This window comes from Mesonia maritima (assembly GCF_042433895.1).
Taxonomy (GTDB): domain Bacteria; phylum Bacteroidota; class Bacteroidia; order Flavobacteriales; family Flavobacteriaceae; genus Mesonia; species Mesonia maritima.
In genome coordinates this window covers 20,262-35,920 of record NZ_JBHLUA010000006.1, presented here as the reverse complement: position 1 = coordinate 35,920, position 15,659 = coordinate 20,262, and the positions used below count along the sequence as shown (strand labels likewise).

Sequence of the window (15,659 nt, the reverse complement as noted above, 5' to 3'; positions counted from 1 at the left end):
CATAGTAGTAATTAATCAGTGTTAGGAAAGAATATCAATAAAAATAGGTAGATCAATCCAAAAAGAAAGTACAAACTTTTCTTCGATGTCTATCTTTTACTATCACAGTGTATCGCATTTAGTCAATTTTGTTCAAAACAAAAACAATGGATACTCAAGATACCGTTTCAAGAGAAGCATTTCCCAGTTCCTCTAAATATTACCTGACCACAGATAGCGGACTCAAAATTCCTTTTCGGAAAATAAAACAGGAAAAAACAACCGTCAATAGCACTGATAAAGACACTTCAAATCCTGATATTATCCTTTATGATACCAGTGGAGCTTATACTGACCCAAAAATAGCTATCGATTTATCTAAAGGGCTTCCCGAAGTAAGAAATTGGTTAAAAGAAGACGAAGAATTAACAAACTTGCCCCGCCTTTCTTCTGACTATGGAAATATTCGTTTAGAGGATACTAGCTTAGATCATTTACGCTTTCCCAACCTGAAGAAACCCCGAACAACCAAAAGGGAATCCCATACCCAGATGTATTATGCCAAGCAGGGAATTATTACACCTGAAATGGAATATATCGCCGTAAGGGAAAACCAAATGATGAACGATTATCCACAACATCCCGGAAAAGATTGGGGAGCCCATATTCCGCAAAAAATAACCCCGGAATTTGTTCGGGAAGAAGTAGCCAAAGGAAGGGCTATCATTCCCGCCAATATCAATCATCCAGAACTAGAACCAATGATTATCGGGCGCAACTTTTTGACCAAAGTAAATGCCAATATCGGAAATTCAGTGGTAACCTCTTCGATTGCTGAAGAAGTTGAAAAAGCAGTTTGGGCTTGCCGTTGGGGAGCAGATACCATTATGGATCTCTCCACCGGCGCCAATATTCACGAAACCCGGGAATGGGTTATTCGAAATTGTCCCGTGCCCTTAGGAACCGTTCCTATATATCAAGCCTTGGAAAAAGTAAATGGCGATCCCGTAAAACTCACCTGGGAACTGTTTAAAGATACCCTCATTGAACAAGCAGAGCAGGGAGTCGATTATTTTACGTTGCACGCCGGGGTTTTATTGCGTTATATTCCGCTAACAGCTTCCCGATTAACAGGGATTGTTTCCCGCGGAGGCAGTATTATGGCCAAGTGGTGCTTGGCGCATCATAAAGAGAATTTTATTTACGAACATTTTTCTGAACTGTGCGAAATCCTCAATAAATATGATGTTTCTATTTCCCTAGGTGATGGTTTACGACCGGGAAGTATTGCAGACGCCAACGATAAAGCTCAATTTGCAGAATTGGAAACCTTGGGAGAACTTACCAAGATTGCCTGGGAACATAATGTACAGGTAATGATTGAAGGCCCGGGGCACGTACCAATGCAGCTCATCAAAGAAAATGTAGATAAACAACTGGAAATTACCCACGAAGCCCCGTTTTATACCCTGGGCCCACTAACTACCGATATTGCGCCCGGTTACGATCATATCACCAGCGCCATAGGAGCCGCATTAATCGGTTGGTTTGGAACAGCAATGTTATGTTATGTCACCCCAAAAGAACATTTGGGACTTCCCAACAAAGAAGACGTAAAAGAAGGATTAATTGCCTATAAAATTGCCGCGCATGCAGCAGATTTGGCAAAAGGATTTCCTGCCGCCCAGTACCGGGATGATGCGCTGAGTAAAGCCCGTTTTGAGTTTCGATGGGAAGATCAATTCAATTTATCGCTTGACCCATACACTGCCCGTGAATATCACGATGAAACCTTACCGGCAGAAGGCGCTAAGATCGCCCACTTCTGTAGTATGTGCGGTCCAAAATTTTGTTCGATGAAAATTACCCAGGAAATCAGGAATATGGCAGCGGAAAAAGATACTAATGAAAACACCATTATTGAAAAAGGATTAGAAGAAAAAGCCGATGAATTTACCCAAAAAGGATCTTCCATTTATCTATGAAGCAACCGAAAGTACTGTCTATTGCCGGCTTTGATTCTTCAGCAGGTGCGGGAACCCTAGCTGATATAAAAGTATTTCAACATTTCAATGTTTATGGCTTTGGCGTAATAAGTGCCATTACCATTCAAAATGAATATGAGATACGGAACATTCATTGGTTAACTCAAGAGGAAATAAAAAGTCAGCTTGAGGTTGTTTTTGATGTTCATTCCATATCAGTGGTAAAAATTGGAATCATACAAAATATAGATATGCTAAGCTGGTTAATTAAATTATTAAGGAGCTATAACCCTTCTTTAAAAATTGTATGGGATCCCATTTTAAAAAGTTCTAGTGGATTTCGGTTTTGGGATAATGGAGCTTCCCATAAACTTTTTGAAATAATGAAACTCATAGACCTGATCACACCGAACAGAGAGGAATTTAATGAATTATGGGGAAATGATTTTTCCCCATCCCAAATATCTCACAGACCAGTTATTTTACTGAAATCGGCTATTGAAACAGAAGAAATGATTATTGACCATTTATTTTGGAAGGGTGAAACACTTTCCTTGAGAGCTAAAAAAATTAAGGGCTTCGATAAACACGGTACCGGCTGTGTCCTTTCTTCAGGAATAACAGCGGGATTGGCCCTAGGACTAGATGTAAAACAAGCTTATCATAGGGCAAAGAAATTACTGTCTCAATATAGGTCAAGCAGCGAATCTTTGCTTGGTATTATTTAACTCTACTGTTATGAAATCATCCAGAATTCACTATATCACTCAGGATATGCCAAATAAAACACATCAACAATTGGCATTGGAAGCCTGTCAAGCAGGGGTGGAGTTGGTGCAACTACGCTTAAAAGAAATGGAAAAACGGGAAATGCTCGAAATTGCTTTGGAAACCCAAAATATCTGTAAGCAGTTTAATGCCACATTGGTGATCAATGATCATTTAGACCTTGCTATAGCAATTGATGCAGATGGGGTACATTTAGGAAATGATGATGTCGATCACGAGACTGCACGAAAAGAGTTTGGAGAAAACAAAATTATCGGTGCTACGGCTTATAATGAATCAGAAGCACTATACCATCAACAACGCGGTATTGCCGATTATATGGGATTGGGCACCTTTAGAAAAACCCGAACAAAACCAGAGATTAAAAACTTTCTTTCCCTACAACAAATTAAAAGCTTGATCGATCAACAAAAGCAACTAGATCATCATCCCATTCCTTTATTGGTGATCGGTGGAGTGAAGATTTCTGATATAAAACCCTTATTATCGGCAGGTGTTTATGGAATTGCCATTGCCTCGTTGATCAATGAGAGTGAGGACAAAAAGTCGATATACAGAAATATTCAAAAAACATTTCAAGAGTCGGGGGTTGATTTGAATAGCTAAAAGATGATGAATACAGAAAAGGAAACAATTTTAGTAACAGGTTCTTCGGGACAGTTGGGAAGTGCTATTGTCAAGCTTCTAAGAAAGAGAAACTATAAGGTTATAGGTATCGATATTTTAGCTGGAAATTCAACCGATGAAATTTTAGATATTCGGAATTATGAACTACTAAAAAAAGAACCCTTACTATTAATGCTATTATTCATACTGTTGCTTTGCACGGTAAACATTATTACCGTGATACCCCTCGGGAAAGGTTTATCGAAACCAATATTACAGGCACGCATAACCTTTTAAAAGCAGCCGTATGTAATGGAGTAAAGAAATTCATATATACAAGCTCTACTTCTGTTTATGGAAATGCAATGTTGAATGGTCAAGAAGCTGTATGGGTAGATGAAAATTTACATCCAGAACCAAGGGATATTTATGACATTACCAAATTGACTTGTGAAATGCTCTGTAAAGATTATTTTGAGAAAGAAGGGTTGGAAACCAATGCTTTAAGGGTTTCGCGCTTTCTGCCTGAAGATGAGAATACAAAAGTAAATCATAGAATTTATAGAGGGGTAGATGTAAATGACGTGGCTATGGCCCACTTACTCGCTCTGGAGAAAGATTTTGATGCTTTTGAAATTTATAATATTTCCAATGACACACCTTTTCAGAAGCAAGACCTAAAAACTTTATATATAAATCCTGAAAAAGTCATTTGTAAATATTATCCAGACGCAAAAAGGATATTTGAAGAAAAAAGATGGAAATTTTTAGAAACCATAGATCGGGTTTATAGTATAGAAAAAGCCAAGGCGCAACTCAACTATCGACCTATACATAATTTTGATGATTTTTTAAAATTATAAATGCAGTGTGAAATGAAAGAACTAATCATTAATACAGAAAAGAATCAACTGAATATTCAGTTAATAACAGATTTTATTGCCCAGACCTATTGGGCAAAAGGGCGCACGCTTCAACAAGTCCAAAAGACGATAGCGAACTCGTTGAATTTCGGGGTTTATCTGGAAGGCAGGCAAATAGGATATGCCCGGGTAGTGACCGATTTTACCACCATTGCCTACCTGATGGATGTGTTTATCATAGAAAGCGAACGGGGAAAAGGCTATTCCAAAAAGTTAATGGAATACATTTTAAGTCATCCCGAACTAAAGCAAGTGGAAAATTGGAAACTAAACACCAAAGATGCACACGGCCTGTATCAACAATTCGGATTTAAAGAAGTGCAAAACCCAAAAAAAATGATGGAGCGAGAATTGAAAAATAGTACCTCTCAATAAAGGTTGCGATAGAATTGAACTTATAATGAATAAAATTGAAATCCGACAGGCAAATAAAAAAGATGCTAAATCCATAGCACTTTTAGGTAGAACAACATTCTCTGAAACCTTTGCTCATTATTTTACTTATGAGCAGGATTTACTTGATTATCTTGATGCTACTTTTTCTCTTGATAAAATAGAGAATAGCATCAATAAACCTAATAATAAATATTGGATAGCCACAGTTAATAATTTACCGGTTGGCTATGCCAAACTTAAATTAAATTCGGCATCAGATTTTACCCTAGCCAAACAGGTATGTCAACTTCAAAAAATATATGTTCTTAAAGATTTCCTTTCTATTAAAATAGGGGGTGAACTACAACATCATCTACTAAAAAAAGCAAAACAATTAGAATTCAAAGAAATATGGCTTTCGGTACTCAAAGAAAACATTAGAGCTATAAATTTTTATAACAAAAGTGGATTTAAAAAAACTGGAGAACACGATTTCCAAATTGGTAGGAAAAACTTTTGGTTTTTTGTAATGCAAAAACATTTATAAATTTATTTTTTTGGAAATGAGACTGTAGGAAGCCTAAATAGCTACATTATAGTCTATAACCAGTAAAAAATCTCCTGTTCATTTCGGAGATTTCTTCATTTATTTTTTGGTACTTTTGATAGCACTATGGAAAGATTATTAGAAAATATAAAAATATACACCTCTATTAATAAAGATGAAACTCAGCTACTAAAAGAAGCCATCGAGACAAAAACATTTCTCAAAAATGAACTAATTTTTACTGAAGGGAAAGTAGCAAATGAAATTTACTATGTTACTAAAGGTTGTGTGCGACTTTTTTACAATGTTAAAGGGAACGAAAAAACTGCTTTCTTTTATTCAGAAGGACAGTTTATTTGTGCTGGCGAGAGTTATACATTTAATGTTCCTGCTAGTGAAAACTACCAAGCAATAGAAACAACAGAACTACTCATTTTTACAAAATCGGCCACAGAAAAATTATTGGAGGCACTTCCTAAACTGGAAGTCATAGCCAGAATAGCCACTGAGAATGAATTGATAACCACTCAAAAAGTAATTGCTTCTTTCATAACAAAATCGGCAGAAGAACGCTATATCGATTTATTAAATACTCAAGGATATCTTTTCTTACGTGCTCCACAACAATATATAGCTTCTTTTTTAGGGGTTTCTCCCGAAACCTTAAGTAGAATAAAAGCGCGTATTTTTAAAAAATAAAGTTCTTGACTATCGTCAAGAGTACTGAATTAAGAAAAGTTTAGTTTTGTAACAAAAAATGAATACAAAGCAAGTTTTAGTAGCTGGAGCTACAGGATATTTAGGGCAATTTTTGGTCAAAGAGCTCAAAAAGAGAGGCTTTTGGGTCCGGGTATTAATCCGTAAGGAAGCTCAAAAGAAAATTTTTGGTAACGTAGATGATATTTTTATTGGCGAAATAACAAAACCCCATACTCTTGATGGTGTGACACAAAATATAGACTGGGTGTTTTCTACGGTTGGCATTACACGCCAAAAAGATGGACTGACCTATATGGATGTGGACTATCAGGGTAATTCCAATTTATTAAAAGAAGCCCTAAAAGATGATGTAGAAGCCTTCCAATATATTTCGGCCATCAATGGCAACAAATTAAGACAATTAAAAATATTTGAAGCCAAGGAGAAACTTGTGGACGAATTAAAAGCATCAGCCATTCGAAGTTGTATTATACGTCCCAATGGTTTCTTTTCTGATATGAAAGATTTTTTAAACATGGCTAAAGGTGGCCGAGTCTATCTTTTTGGCGATGGTCAGCAAAAATTAAACCCTATTCATGGAGCCGATTTAGCTCAGGTATGTGTCGATAAAATGATGGTGAAAAGTTCAGAAGAATCGGTTGGCGGTCCTGATGTTCTCACTCAAAATGAAATAGGAGAACTCGCCTTAAAAGCTTGGAATAAGCCTATAAAAATTTCTCATTTGCCGGATTGGGTCAGAAGAGGAGTAATTTGGTTTTTAAGAACCTTTACTTCCTCTAAAATCTATGGCCCTATTGAGTTTTTCTTAACCGCCATAGCTGATGATAATGTGGCCAACACATACGGTACCCACCACCTTAAAGATTTTTTTGAAAGTAAAGTAGCAAAATAAATTAACCAAATACAAAACATTCACCCCATCTTTAAAAACGTGAAAATTGAATGAAGGAGAAAGAATTATTAAAAACACATAAAAATCTTGGTATAACTTTGCAGGCTTATTTACATAGAACTAAAGATGATTTTAAAGACGTCCTTCAATTACCTGGAAGCATCCGTATGGTCAAGGGAGCTTATCAAACTCCAAAAGGAATAGCTTTAGAACGAGGAATGACTCTTGATACAATTTTCCTAGATTATTTATAACGATTACTTTCAAAAAATAAAAAATGAGCCATAACATCACACCACACCAAAATATTTGAGGAAAGTACCAAGTTAGTAGGTCTTTATTGTGCCACAGATTATGTTTTGGAAAGACTTTTGGGAATTGAAAATGAAGGTTTGTTGGAATACAATCACAAAGGCTATAATTGTCGAATTTACATCGTTTATGGTACAGAGTGGTACCTCTATCTTGGTAATCGTTTTGCAGAACCTTCATGAGTGTTTTTCAAGGAATTGAGGATATGTTGTCTTAAGCATTTTAGCATCCTAAAGGTTTTCTTTAATAAAAGATGTTAAAAACAATGTACAAAGAACATATCGAAAAAACATAATAGAAAAATTAAAGGTAAATATAGAACAGAGAGAAGTAATTGTACCCTATATCGTTGGGTATGTAGAATCGGACAAACCCGATGATACGGATTATAGCCGCCCCTATTTTGTTAAGTGGCTCAAAAGTTTTTTGGAAGAATTAAAAATATCAAAATCGAACCTTGTAGGTCTGTCTCAAGGAGGAGCAATTGCTTTACAGTTTGTTATCGATAATCCAAAGATGGTTAAAAAGCTTGTTCTGGTCGATGCTGCAGGATTAGGTGCAAAAGTATGGGCTATGATTGGAATGCTATGGATGAATAACGCCCATCAGCAGCAGCCAATTCGTTTAATTCAAAATACATACTTCCAACAATAAACCTGTATTTTTTGACCGTGGATTATTAGATTCAATAGGTTATGCAGAACTCATTGAGTCCGAAATAAGCGAGTACATGATTTTATATGCGGAACATTGGAGTTTCAATCCAGTCGTTTTTATACTTCCGCCTTGGCAAGAAATTTATAAAACGGATGAAGAGCGAAAACAAGATTGGAACGAAGTGATGTTAACACATACTACTATATTGAAAACTTATCAAAGTTATGGATATCAAATTGTTGAAGTCCCTAAAGTTGACGTTAAAAGCAGAGTTGATTTTGTACTAAAATTCATAAGAGAAAATAATTCATAAAAATCCTTAATATGGAAATACATAAAGTAAACCTCCAATCAAAATTAAACACATTTAGCGAATATTGGATGCCAAAAATAGTAGGAGAACTCAATAATCAATTGGTTAAAATAGCAAAATTCAAATGAGAATTCGTTAAACATAAACACGAGCAGGAAGATGAACTCTTTCTGGTTGTAAACGGGACATTATTCATAGAATTGAATGATAAACGTTAGCGTTACATGCAGGGGAATTTGTGGTCATCCCGAAAGGAATTGAACATAAACCTTGCGCTCCTGAAGAAGTTAGTGTCTTATTGTTTGAACCTGGCACAACGTTAAATACCGGAAATACAAACAATGACCTAACGGTTACTGATTTGGATAAAATATAAGCAGCGATAACAAATTAAATTACGTTAGTAATTACTATCATTTGAAAACATTAAAATGAAAATATTCTTTATAATTTTAACCTTCTGGAGTACTACTGTAGTCGGGCAAACCTCTTTTCAATCAATTTATGATAGCTTAGGTCTTAAAGGTAGTACGACTATCTTTGATTACAAAAACCAAAAATGGATATATACTCATGAAAAAGATGCTGAGATAGCCACCCTGCCGGCATCAACATTTAAAATTCTAAACTCACTTATTATTCTTGAAAATAAAGTAGTTAATGATGAAAATGAAATTTTTAAGTGGGACGGTAAGCCAAAATCCCATTTTGGATATGAGTTTAAAGTTTGGGAAAAAGATACCGATTTAAAAACGGCTTATAAAAATTCTACCGTTTGGTTTTATGTAAATGCTGCAAAAAAAATTAAAAGAAAAAAATACAAGCGTACGCTAAAAAAAATAGATTACGGAAATAATGATTTAAGTGAAAAGGGAGATGATTTTTGGAATTATGGGCAATTAGCTGTTTCACCAAAAAATCAAATTGAATTTTTAATCCAACTTTATGAAAGCAAACTCCCATTTGCACAAAGAAACATAAACAAAGTAAAACAAATAATGGTTTCTGAAAGTACAAAGCATTATACTTTTCGTGATAAAACAGGATGGACAAGGGCAAACGGTAAGGATATTGGCTGGTGGGTTGGCTACTTAACCACCAAGGAGAATGTCTACTTTTTTGCTACTCGATTAACCAAAAATGTAGAAACAGAAAACCCTGATTTTAGTAGTGGACGGAAAACAGTTACCAAACAAATTCTTAAAACAATTAAAGCTTATTAAATAATAAACAATGAAAAAATTATGAAAAAAATAGGATTAGTAGGCGGAATCAGTTGAACCGCAACTTTAGACTATTACAAATACATGAATGAAAGGGTTATAAAACTTTGGGCGGTTTACAGTCTGCCGAAACGGTAATCTATTCATTAAATTTTGGCAATGTTCAGCAAGGAGGATGGCTGGAATCATTTGAATTGCTTTTAAATGCTTGTAAAGAATTGGAAAATAAAAAGGTATATGACATTGCTTTAGGTTCAAATATCGAATATTTATTTGCTGATAAAATTCAGAAGCAAATCAGCACATCAATCATTAACATTATAACCGTAACGGCAAAAAATATTCGTACCAAAGGCATTACCAAAGTCGGTCTGTTAGGTACCAAGTTTACGATGGAAATGGGGTTTATCAGACTACACTGAACGAATTTGGCATAGAGGTCATAACGACTGAAAAACAAGCAGACATAGACCATATTCAGTATATTGTAAAAGAAGAGTTAGGGAAAGGTTTAATCAAGGAAAGCTAAAAATAGGAATTCATTCAGTTTTCAAACCTCCTTATTCAGTAAGGTGCTCAGGGCATCGTTTTAGGCTGCACCGAAATTCAGCTACTGATTAACGAGCATTATTTTGAATCAATTCCTGTGTTTGACAGTGCCAAAATTCATGTACAGACCATTTTGGACTTTATATTGACTGAAGATTAAACTTTTTTTAATAGGTTGGGGTTAACTTAAATGTATCAATTTTGTGGAGACTGCAACCCTATTTAAAAAATTCATATGATTGATAGCGATAATAATTTGAGCGATTTCATTTTTGCTGAATAACGTACTAATCTTATCATACGTATCATCGGTAACTCCGGCTTCGGTTATTTTGGTAATTTCTTCCGTGAGTTTTAATACGGCCCTTTCTTTTTCAGAAAACAACGGACTTTCCTGCCAGGCGGATAAAGCGAATATCCTACGCTCGGTTTCTCCAAGTTTCAGGGCATCTTTCGTATGCAAATCAATACAAAAAGCGCATTTGTTGATTTGAGAAGTCCTTATTTTAATGAGTTCCCTAAGCTGTGGATCTAAAGAAGTATTAGCCAAATAGTGTTCAATTTCAATAATCAATTTCCAGCATTCCGGTTCCAGGGCTTTAATATTGATGCGTTGTTGAGGGTTAAAAGTTGTAGACATAATGTTTAAATTTTGTGTTAGTAAATCCGATTTTATGATAGAGGTGTTGTGCATTTTTATTGTCATTGCCCGTTAAAAGCCAGACTTGATGGCGGTGGGTTTCCTGGGAAAATTTTAAAACGCGTGTTAGTAATTGGGAAGCCACGCCCAAACCCCGAAATTTTTCCGATACAAACAGATCATTTAAAATCCATATTTTTTCCAATTTGATGGTGGAGAATGAAGGGAAAAGCTGCGTGTAACCTATCGGCTTATCTTCCAGAACGGCCACAAAAATCACACTGTCAGCCTTCTCCAGTCGGTCTTTTAGAAAACTTTGTACTTCCTCTGTAGTTGATGCTTGGTGATAGAACTTCCGGAATTCGGTCATCAAAACCACCAAAGAGGGAAGATCTGTAGCTGTTGCTTTTCGTATAATCATCTGTGTGTTATTTTTTAGCAGCTAATTTTTCATTGAGAAACGTATCCAGGCTAGCGATGGCATATCCCACCACCAGAGAAATAAGCAGGATAAAAAGGGATTGGACAGTAATTTCAAAACCCGAAGAAAACCAGGTGATCAGTCCCAAAAAGTAAGCCGGCACCGTATTTAAACGGTTCATTTTTGAAATGTAGAAAATGCCGATCATCGCGATAAATACCGCTAAAGGAAAACCAAATTCCCCGATAAATGCTGAAAACCAAATCCCTGTATATTGGATGAACATCCCGATGAGAATTCCAAAAAATTGTTGAATCAGAATGGTAAAGGCGGTTTTAAGGTTGGTACCAAAAAGATGATAACTCACCCAGGCGATGAAGAGCACCCAGGGCAGTAAGCTAAAATAGGAAGCTATAAAAATGGCTAAAGCTCCCGTAAATCCTAACGATAAGGCCTGTTTTAAATTAGTCATTGTAATCTCGTTTTAGGGGAACAAAGATTACTAGAAACAAACAGCAAATTCTTAAACTGGTTTAAGAAACCTCTTTTCTGCGGATTTCACTTAAATATTCGGGCGTGAAGCCTAAAAATGAAGCGATAAGGTATTGGGGAACCCGTTGAATAAATTCAGGAAAATTATCCCTAAAGTGGTAATATAAATCTTCCCGCGAATGCTCATACAGCAGTTTTATTCGGTATTGCGAAGCCGCGAAAGCACGCTGAAAAATCAGATGAAAATACCGTTCTAAAATCGGAAATTCTTTGAGCAGGGCTTCTTGAGCATCGGCACGTAACACTAAAACTTCACTAGGTTCTACGGTTCGGATGCTGAAGTTCGATAAATTTCTGTTAGAAAAGGCCGCAAAATCGGTAGTCCACCAGTTTTCCAGGGCAAAATCAATCGTTTGTTCCGTGCCATTTTCCTTGGTATATAAGACCTGTAAACAGCCTTTGTTGACGAAAAACAGGTCTTGACAGATGGCACCCTCTTTTAATACGTCTTTTTTCTTTTTTAAAACCTTAGTTTCAAAAAAAATATCCATCGTGCTGAGGTCGGTATCCCGAACCTCCACAAATTTTTCTATATGATTTATCAAAGCCGCTATCATAACTCAAAATTTGATGTCATTTTACAAGCTTTTTATGCTTAGCACCCCAGTCACTCAATTTTGACCAGATAGGAATTAATTCTATGGCGATTGGGGTCAGCTCATAATCTACTCGGGGAGGTACTTCTGCATAAACGGTACGTTTCAGCAAGCCATCTTTTTCCAGCTCACGCAACTGTAAGGTTAACATTCGTTCCGTGATTTTAGGGATCAACCTTCTAATCTCACTAAAGCGTAATTTACCGTTTTCCAGTTTGCATAAAATCAGCAACTTCCATCTGCCACCTACTTTACAAACCGCATAAGTTAAATCGCATTCCATTATGCTTTTTTCGTTTTGCATATTGGTTGAATTTTCTTTTCGCTTTCCCATTACTTACAAAATTGTTAGTACCATACAATCAGTTGTATACCCTACAAATTTATAGCATTCATTTTAATTTCGTTGGTGAATTATAAAAATCCTTATCAATGAAAAAATATGCCTATATCGGTTGCCTGGGGTTCATAGGAGTAATCACTACAGAGTTTGGAGTGATTGGAATCTTACCACAAATCGCGACGCACTATGAAATAAGTATCGATCGCGCCGGACTTCTATTAAGTGCTTTTGCATTAATCATCGCATTAACGGGGCCTTTTATGACCTTGTTTGCCTCTGGGTTTGACCGAAAGAACGTAATGCTGCTTTCGATCTTATTATTTGTGATTACCGGCGTAATTTCTTCCTTTTCCCCGCCATTTTGGTTATTGATGTTGGTGAGGATTTTACCCGCTTTTTTACAACCGGTTTATATAGCAACGGCACTTTCGGTAGCGGTATCTCAAGGCGATAAAAAGAATGAAAATGAATTAATGAGTATTGTTTTTAGCGGTGTGGCCATTGCGATGGTGACCACCGTTCCTTTTGCTACGTATATCGCCAGTTTATTTTCCTGGGAATATTCGTTTTATATACAATCGGTGATTAGTATCATCGCATTCATTGCCATATTTACCGTTTTGCCTCCTATGCCCGTCAAAGAAAAAAAGTCGTATGGAAGTCAGCTAAAAATATTGAGAAAACCCACTTTTATCGCCAGTACCGCAATGAATTTCTTTATGATAGCCGCCTGGTTTTCTACCTACAGCTACTTTGCAGATTATCTAAATAAAGCTAAAAATATGGACCATACAATGGTGAGCTATATGATGTTTGTATTTGGGGGCATTGGCGTATTCGCAAATTGGGTAGCAGGAAAAATGCTAGATAAAAATATCACTAAAACCACTGCTTTTTTTCTATCGGGAACCATCCTGATCCCCATATTGCTGCATTTTTCAGGAGGAAATACAATAGCAACAATTGTGGTTATAGGAATCTGGGGATTTTTGTATTCCCCAAGTTTTTTAAATGCTTCTACTTATATGATTTCATCTGCACCGCAATCTTTAGAATTTGCCAACAGTCTGGCCACCTCCTTTGGGAATCTTGGAATTACTTTAGGAACAACGGTAGGCGGTTGGCTCATCGCTACAAAAACTGTGGTTTATACCCCTTGGCTAACCTTGCTTTTTGGAATGCTGGCTTTGCTGATGATGGTGGTAAGAAGCTGGTTGGAGCGAGGGAAGCGTATTTGAATTGTAGAGAGGATTCCATTTGGATTTTGAAGCCCTTATCCTTAAATTTAATCTGGGAATTGCCGAGCTTCACTTGGGGTTATCGTTCCGGTATGGAGATTTTAGGAATTCGTAAAAGGAAAAAAATGAAGCGGAAAAAATGGTTAAAAATAGGAGGGGTTGTGGCGCTTATTGTGCTGATAATGATGGGCATATTTGTTTGGCGACTTGCAGGACAACCGTACTATCGCATTAGCTTACTGAGGACCGACTATATCGAAAATGCAGCTGAACTGAGCTATGCGAACCAACATCTTGACGATAAGCTGATCCTGATTAAAAAATACAAGTATTCTAAAGATATAATGCTCCTGGGCTTTGGTGGCGGCGGAAGTAAAACCGATGACTATTTTGCATACGGAGTGGCCGACAGCGATAAAAATATCCTATTAGAACCCAAATATCAGTTTATATCCTCAAAAACAAATTCTAAAAAGGAAGTGATTATCTACGGACTTCCTTATGTGGTGAATGGGGATGAAAAAAGAATGTTTTATAAGATAGCAGATGGAAACTTGATCGCGATTCAGGAAAAAGAGAGTTGGTAATCAGTTTCGGCATTCAAAAACATCGCATAAAACACCAACTCCCAATCAACCTTATTCCTTCATCTTAAAAAGCTGTTGTCTTTCTACGGGGAAATAGCGTTTCCCGTTGAAATTAGGAGGTGTGGACATCATTTTTAAGGGAGGGTAAAAACCTTCGCCGGTGCTTAATTTCAGGATGGTTTTGCCGTTAAAAAGCGTATGGATTTCATCCTTGCTATTGATAAAAATGGGTTGTTCTACCCAGGTTTCGACGGGATAGGCGGTCGGTTTAATTAATATGGAATGATTGCCTTCCGCGAGCGGAAAACTATAAATATGGCGCTCTTTTTCCCCAACGGCTACCCAAAGGCTATCGCTTTTTTCCAGGCGTAAGCGTTGCACACTATCGCTTTCTTTTTGGAAAGCTTCAGCGGTAACAAAATTTGAGCTTGCAAAGGTTTTTCCGGTTTGTAGCTGGAGGTGTTTAGGGTCCAAATTCTTTAAATAAATCTGTATTTTTTCAGAAGAAGTTTCCGCGTTATAGGCAAATACCTTTATTTCATCCTGATCGGGATTGGTGGTGGCATAAGCCGTATCGTTTTTAACCTTAAAATCGCCTACTAAATAAGTGGCCACCTGGTCGCGTAACGAATCTGGCCGCGTGGCGATAAACTGATGGTACCTGGCGTTGAATGCCAACTGGAAAGGCAAATCTTTATTTTGACTTTTGAAGAAACCGTGGTATTTGCCGTACTTTTTCCGTTCCGCATTAAATTTTTCAAAGCGTTTTTGGTCGGCGGTTTTTTGCTGTTGTACCCGTTCTTTTTGGGCCGCAATCGCTTCAGAATAATCGATAGGTTGGGCGAGTTTTTGGGCAATTTCAGGCGGTAATTTTTTTTCAAACGCTTGTAGGTTTCGTTCATTCGTTACCGGTTGACTATCAAAAGTTATAAAATTCAGGCTTCCGGAATCGGTTAAAACAGCCTCAAATTTTCCCGGTTGCACCTCGCTGGGTAACTCATCGAATACGAGTTGCAGCGTGTCGCCCGTAACCGACCATTTTCCCCGTAGGTCTTTATCGACCGCGCCATACACCTGTTGCCACGAAAAACGCTGCGACGGTAAAATATGCAACTGCTCGGCATACTCCATTTTCGTGTAGTAATACGAGCCTATAAAATCATTGGTTTGCGCCCCCGCAACAACAGAACACAACAGTAGTATCGCGATGATGGTTTTTTGAATATTCATTTCAATTTTATTTTTTTTTAGGTCTGTAATTTGTAATCATTCGTTGTTTTCGTCATTCCGGACTTGATCCGGAATCTCATACTGTATTAAAAAACAAGCCATTGTGATGAGACCCTGAATCAAGTTCAGGGTGACAACACTTTATTATGATCTATTGCGGACATTCAATATTTTTTTAATGT

22 protein-coding genes are annotated in these 15,659 nt (G+C 36.8%); 16 read left to right on the top strand and 6 right to left on the bottom strand.

Annotated features, from left to right (window positions below):
* The first annotated feature begins 146 nt into the window (after nt 1-146).
* From thiC to ACFFGL_RS04525, 14 genes are all read left to right on the top strand, one after another.
* Nucleotides 147-1,964: a phosphomethylpyrimidine synthase ThiC gene (gene thiC, locus ACFFGL_RS04590; RefSeq protein WP_309727909.1), complete on the top strand. Its 1,818-nt coding sequence runs from the start codon at nt 147-149 to the stop codon at nt 1,962-1,964.
* Complete coding sequence (locus tag ACFFGL_RS04585; protein WP_309727907.1) at nt 1,961-2,692, top strand: hydroxymethylpyrimidine/phosphomethylpyrimidine kinase; 732 nt, start codon at nt 1,961-1,963, stop codon at nt 2,690-2,692. Before thiC ends, ACFFGL_RS04585 begins: the two co-directional genes overlap by 4 nt.
* A 10-nt stretch (nt 2,693-2,702) precedes the next feature.
* Nucleotides 2,703-3,359 carry a thiamine phosphate synthase gene (gene thiE, locus ACFFGL_RS04580; protein ID WP_309727906.1) on the top strand — a complete coding sequence of 219 codons (657 nt, stop codon included), beginning with the start codon at nt 2,703-2,705 and terminating at the stop codon, nt 3,357-3,359.
* 3 nt (nt 3,360-3,362) lie between these two features.
* Nucleotides 3,363-3,656, top strand: a complete 294-nt coding sequence (locus ACFFGL_RS04575; RefSeq protein WP_309727904.1) for an NAD-dependent epimerase/dehydratase family protein — start codon at nt 3,363-3,365, stop codon at nt 3,654-3,656.
* Complete coding sequence (locus ACFFGL_RS04570) at nt 3,548-4,222, top strand: NAD-dependent epimerase/dehydratase family protein (protein WP_378928074.1); 675 nt, start codon at nt 3,548-3,550, stop codon at nt 4,220-4,222. The genes ACFFGL_RS04575 and ACFFGL_RS04570 overlap by 109 nt, the downstream gene beginning before the upstream one ends.
* Nucleotides 4,223-4,234: 12 nt before the next feature.
* Nucleotides 4,235-4,657, top strand: coding sequence for a GNAT family N-acetyltransferase (locus ACFFGL_RS04565; RefSeq protein WP_309727900.1), 423 nt, complete (start codon nt 4,235-4,237; stop codon nt 4,655-4,657).
* Nucleotides 4,658-4,682: 25 nt separating this feature from the next.
* Nucleotides 4,683-5,204 carry a GNAT family N-acetyltransferase gene (locus ACFFGL_RS04560; RefSeq protein ID WP_309727898.1) on the top strand — a complete coding sequence of 174 codons (522 nt, stop codon included), beginning with the start codon at nt 4,683-4,685 and terminating at the stop codon, nt 5,202-5,204.
* Nucleotides 5,205-5,330: 126 nt separating this feature from the next.
* Nucleotides 5,331-5,903 carry a Crp/Fnr family transcriptional regulator gene (locus tag ACFFGL_RS04555; protein WP_309727896.1) on the top strand — a complete coding sequence of 191 codons (573 nt, stop codon included), beginning with the start codon at nt 5,331-5,333 and terminating at the stop codon, nt 5,901-5,903.
* Between the two features lie 58 nt (nt 5,904-5,961).
* On the top strand, nt 5,962-6,816 hold the full coding sequence (locus ACFFGL_RS04550; protein ID WP_309727894.1) for an SDR family oxidoreductase: 855 nt from the start codon (nt 5,962-5,964) through the stop codon (nt 6,814-6,816).
* 50 nt (nt 6,817-6,866) lie between these two features.
* Complete coding sequence (locus ACFFGL_RS04545; RefSeq protein ID WP_309727892.1) at nt 6,867-7,070, top strand: hypothetical protein; 204 nt, start codon at nt 6,867-6,869, stop codon at nt 7,068-7,070.
* Between the two features lie 304 nt (nt 7,071-7,374).
* The gene (locus ACFFGL_RS04540; RefSeq protein ID WP_309728253.1) at nt 7,375-7,782 is read left to right on the top strand and encodes an alpha/beta fold hydrolase; all 408 of its coding nucleotides are present in this window, start codon (nt 7,375-7,377) and stop codon (nt 7,780-7,782) included.
* Nucleotides 7,763-8,098, top strand: a complete 336-nt coding sequence (locus ACFFGL_RS04535) for an AAA family ATPase (RefSeq protein WP_309728251.1) — start codon at nt 7,763-7,765, stop codon at nt 8,096-8,098. The genes ACFFGL_RS04540 and ACFFGL_RS04535 overlap by 20 nt, the downstream gene beginning before the upstream one ends.
* A 431-nt stretch (nt 8,099-8,529) precedes the next feature.
* On the top strand, nt 8,530-9,321 hold the full coding sequence (locus ACFFGL_RS04530; RefSeq protein ID WP_309727889.1) for a penicillin-binding transpeptidase domain-containing protein: 792 nt from the start codon (nt 8,530-8,532) through the stop codon (nt 9,319-9,321).
* 107 nt (nt 9,322-9,428) lie between these two features.
* Entirely contained in the window at nt 9,429-9,743 is a 315-nt protein-coding gene (locus tag ACFFGL_RS04525) for a hypothetical protein (RefSeq protein ID WP_309727887.1), read from the top strand.
* Between the two features lie 308 nt (nt 9,744-10,051).
* Here the strand turns inward: ACFFGL_RS04525 and ACFFGL_RS04520 are convergent, their stop codons facing one another.
* From ACFFGL_RS04520 to ACFFGL_RS04500, 5 genes are all read right to left on the bottom strand, one after another.
* Entirely contained in the window at nt 10,052-10,510 is a 459-nt protein-coding gene (locus ACFFGL_RS04520) for a carboxymuconolactone decarboxylase family protein (protein ID WP_309727886.1), read from the bottom strand.
* The gene (locus ACFFGL_RS04515; RefSeq protein WP_309727885.1) at nt 10,494-10,931 is read right to left on the bottom strand and encodes a GNAT family N-acetyltransferase; all 438 of its coding nucleotides are present in this window, start codon (nt 10,929-10,931) and stop codon (nt 10,494-10,496) included. Before ACFFGL_RS04515 ends, ACFFGL_RS04520 begins: the two co-directional genes overlap by 17 nt.
* A 7-nt stretch (nt 10,932-10,938) precedes the next feature.
* Nucleotides 10,939-11,403: a DUF1097 domain-containing protein gene (locus ACFFGL_RS04510; protein WP_309727883.1), complete on the bottom strand. Its 465-nt coding sequence runs from the start codon at nt 11,401-11,403 to the stop codon at nt 10,939-10,941.
* 61 nt (nt 11,404-11,464) lie between these two features.
* Nucleotides 11,465-12,040, bottom strand: a complete 576-nt coding sequence (locus tag ACFFGL_RS04505) for a Crp/Fnr family transcriptional regulator (protein ID WP_309727881.1) — start codon at nt 12,038-12,040, stop codon at nt 11,465-11,467.
* A 16-nt stretch (nt 12,041-12,056) separates the two neighbouring features.
* Nucleotides 12,057-12,413 carry a winged helix-turn-helix transcriptional regulator gene (locus ACFFGL_RS04500; RefSeq protein WP_309727879.1) on the bottom strand — a complete coding sequence of 119 codons (357 nt, stop codon included), beginning with the start codon at nt 12,411-12,413 and terminating at the stop codon, nt 12,057-12,059.
* 98 nt (nt 12,414-12,511) lie between these two features.
* On the opposite strand from ACFFGL_RS04500, the gene ACFFGL_RS04495 reads away from it, so the two are divergent.
* Nucleotides 12,512-13,660, top strand: a complete 1,149-nt coding sequence (locus tag ACFFGL_RS04495) for an MFS transporter (RefSeq protein ID WP_309727877.1) — start codon at nt 12,512-12,514, stop codon at nt 13,658-13,660.
* On the top strand, nt 13,579-14,247 hold the full coding sequence (locus ACFFGL_RS04490) for a hypothetical protein (RefSeq protein WP_309727874.1): 669 nt from the start codon (nt 13,579-13,581) through the stop codon (nt 14,245-14,247). Before ACFFGL_RS04495 ends, ACFFGL_RS04490 begins: the two co-directional genes overlap by 82 nt.
* Nucleotides 14,248-14,298: 51 nt before the next feature.
* On the opposite strand, the gene ACFFGL_RS04485 is transcribed toward ACFFGL_RS04490, so the two are convergent.
* Complete coding sequence (locus ACFFGL_RS04485; RefSeq protein WP_309727873.1) at nt 14,299-15,477, bottom strand: hypothetical protein; 1,179 nt, start codon at nt 15,475-15,477, stop codon at nt 14,299-14,301.
* Nucleotides 15,478-15,659 lie beyond the last annotated feature (182 nt).

Excerpts from the sequence above, each read along its gene's own strand:
- thiC (WP_309727909.1), top strand. The coding sequence starts at position 147 with ATGGATACTCAAGATACCGTTTCAAGAGAAGCATTTCCCAGTTCCTCT.
- ACFFGL_RS04585 (WP_309727907.1), top strand. The coding sequence starts at position 1,961 with ATGAAGCAACCGAAAGTACTGTCTATTGCCGGCTTTGATTCTTCAGCA.
- thiE (WP_309727906.1), top strand. The coding sequence starts at position 2,703 with ATGAAATCATCCAGAATTCACTATATCACTCAGGATATGCCAAATAAA.
- ACFFGL_RS04575 (WP_309727904.1), top strand. The coding sequence starts at position 3,363 with ATGATGAATACAGAAAAGGAAACAATTTTAGTAACAGGTTCTTCGGGA.
- ACFFGL_RS04565 (WP_309727900.1), top strand. The coding sequence starts at position 4,235 with ATGAAAGAACTAATCATTAATACAGAAAAGAATCAACTGAATATTCAG.
- ACFFGL_RS04560 (WP_309727898.1), top strand. The coding sequence starts at position 4,683 with ATGAATAAAATTGAAATCCGACAGGCAAATAAAAAAGATGCTAAATCC.
- ACFFGL_RS04555 (WP_309727896.1), top strand. The coding sequence starts at position 5,331 with ATGGAAAGATTATTAGAAAATATAAAAATATACACCTCTATTAATAAA.
- ACFFGL_RS04550 (WP_309727894.1), top strand. The coding sequence starts at position 5,962 with ATGAATACAAAGCAAGTTTTAGTAGCTGGAGCTACAGGATATTTAGGG.
- ACFFGL_RS04545 (WP_309727892.1), top strand. The coding sequence starts at position 6,867 with ATGAAGGAGAAAGAATTATTAAAAACACATAAAAATCTTGGTATAACT.
- ACFFGL_RS04530 (WP_309727889.1), top strand. The coding sequence starts at position 8,530 with ATGAAAATATTCTTTATAATTTTAACCTTCTGGAGTACTACTGTAGTC.
- ACFFGL_RS04520 (WP_309727886.1), bottom strand. The coding sequence starts at position 10,510 with ATGTCTACAACTTTTAACCCTCAACAACGCATCAATATTAAAGCCCTG.
- ACFFGL_RS04515 (WP_309727885.1), bottom strand. The coding sequence starts at position 10,931 with ATGATTATACGAAAAGCAACAGCTACAGATCTTCCCTCTTTGGTGGTT.
- ACFFGL_RS04510 (WP_309727883.1), bottom strand. The coding sequence starts at position 11,403 with ATGACTAATTTAAAACAGGCCTTATCGTTAGGATTTACGGGAGCTTTA.
- ACFFGL_RS04505 (WP_309727881.1), bottom strand. The coding sequence starts at position 12,040 with ATGATAGCGGCTTTGATAAATCATATAGAAAAATTTGTGGAGGTTCGG.
- ACFFGL_RS04500 (WP_309727879.1), bottom strand. The coding sequence starts at position 12,413 with ATGGGAAAGCGAAAAGAAAATTCAACCAATATGCAAAACGAAAAAAGC.
- ACFFGL_RS04495 (WP_309727877.1), top strand. The coding sequence starts at position 12,512 with ATGAAAAAATATGCCTATATCGGTTGCCTGGGGTTCATAGGAGTAATC.
- ACFFGL_RS04485 (WP_309727873.1), bottom strand. The coding sequence starts at position 15,477 with ATGAATATTCAAAAAACCATCATCGCGATACTACTGTTGTGTTCTGTT.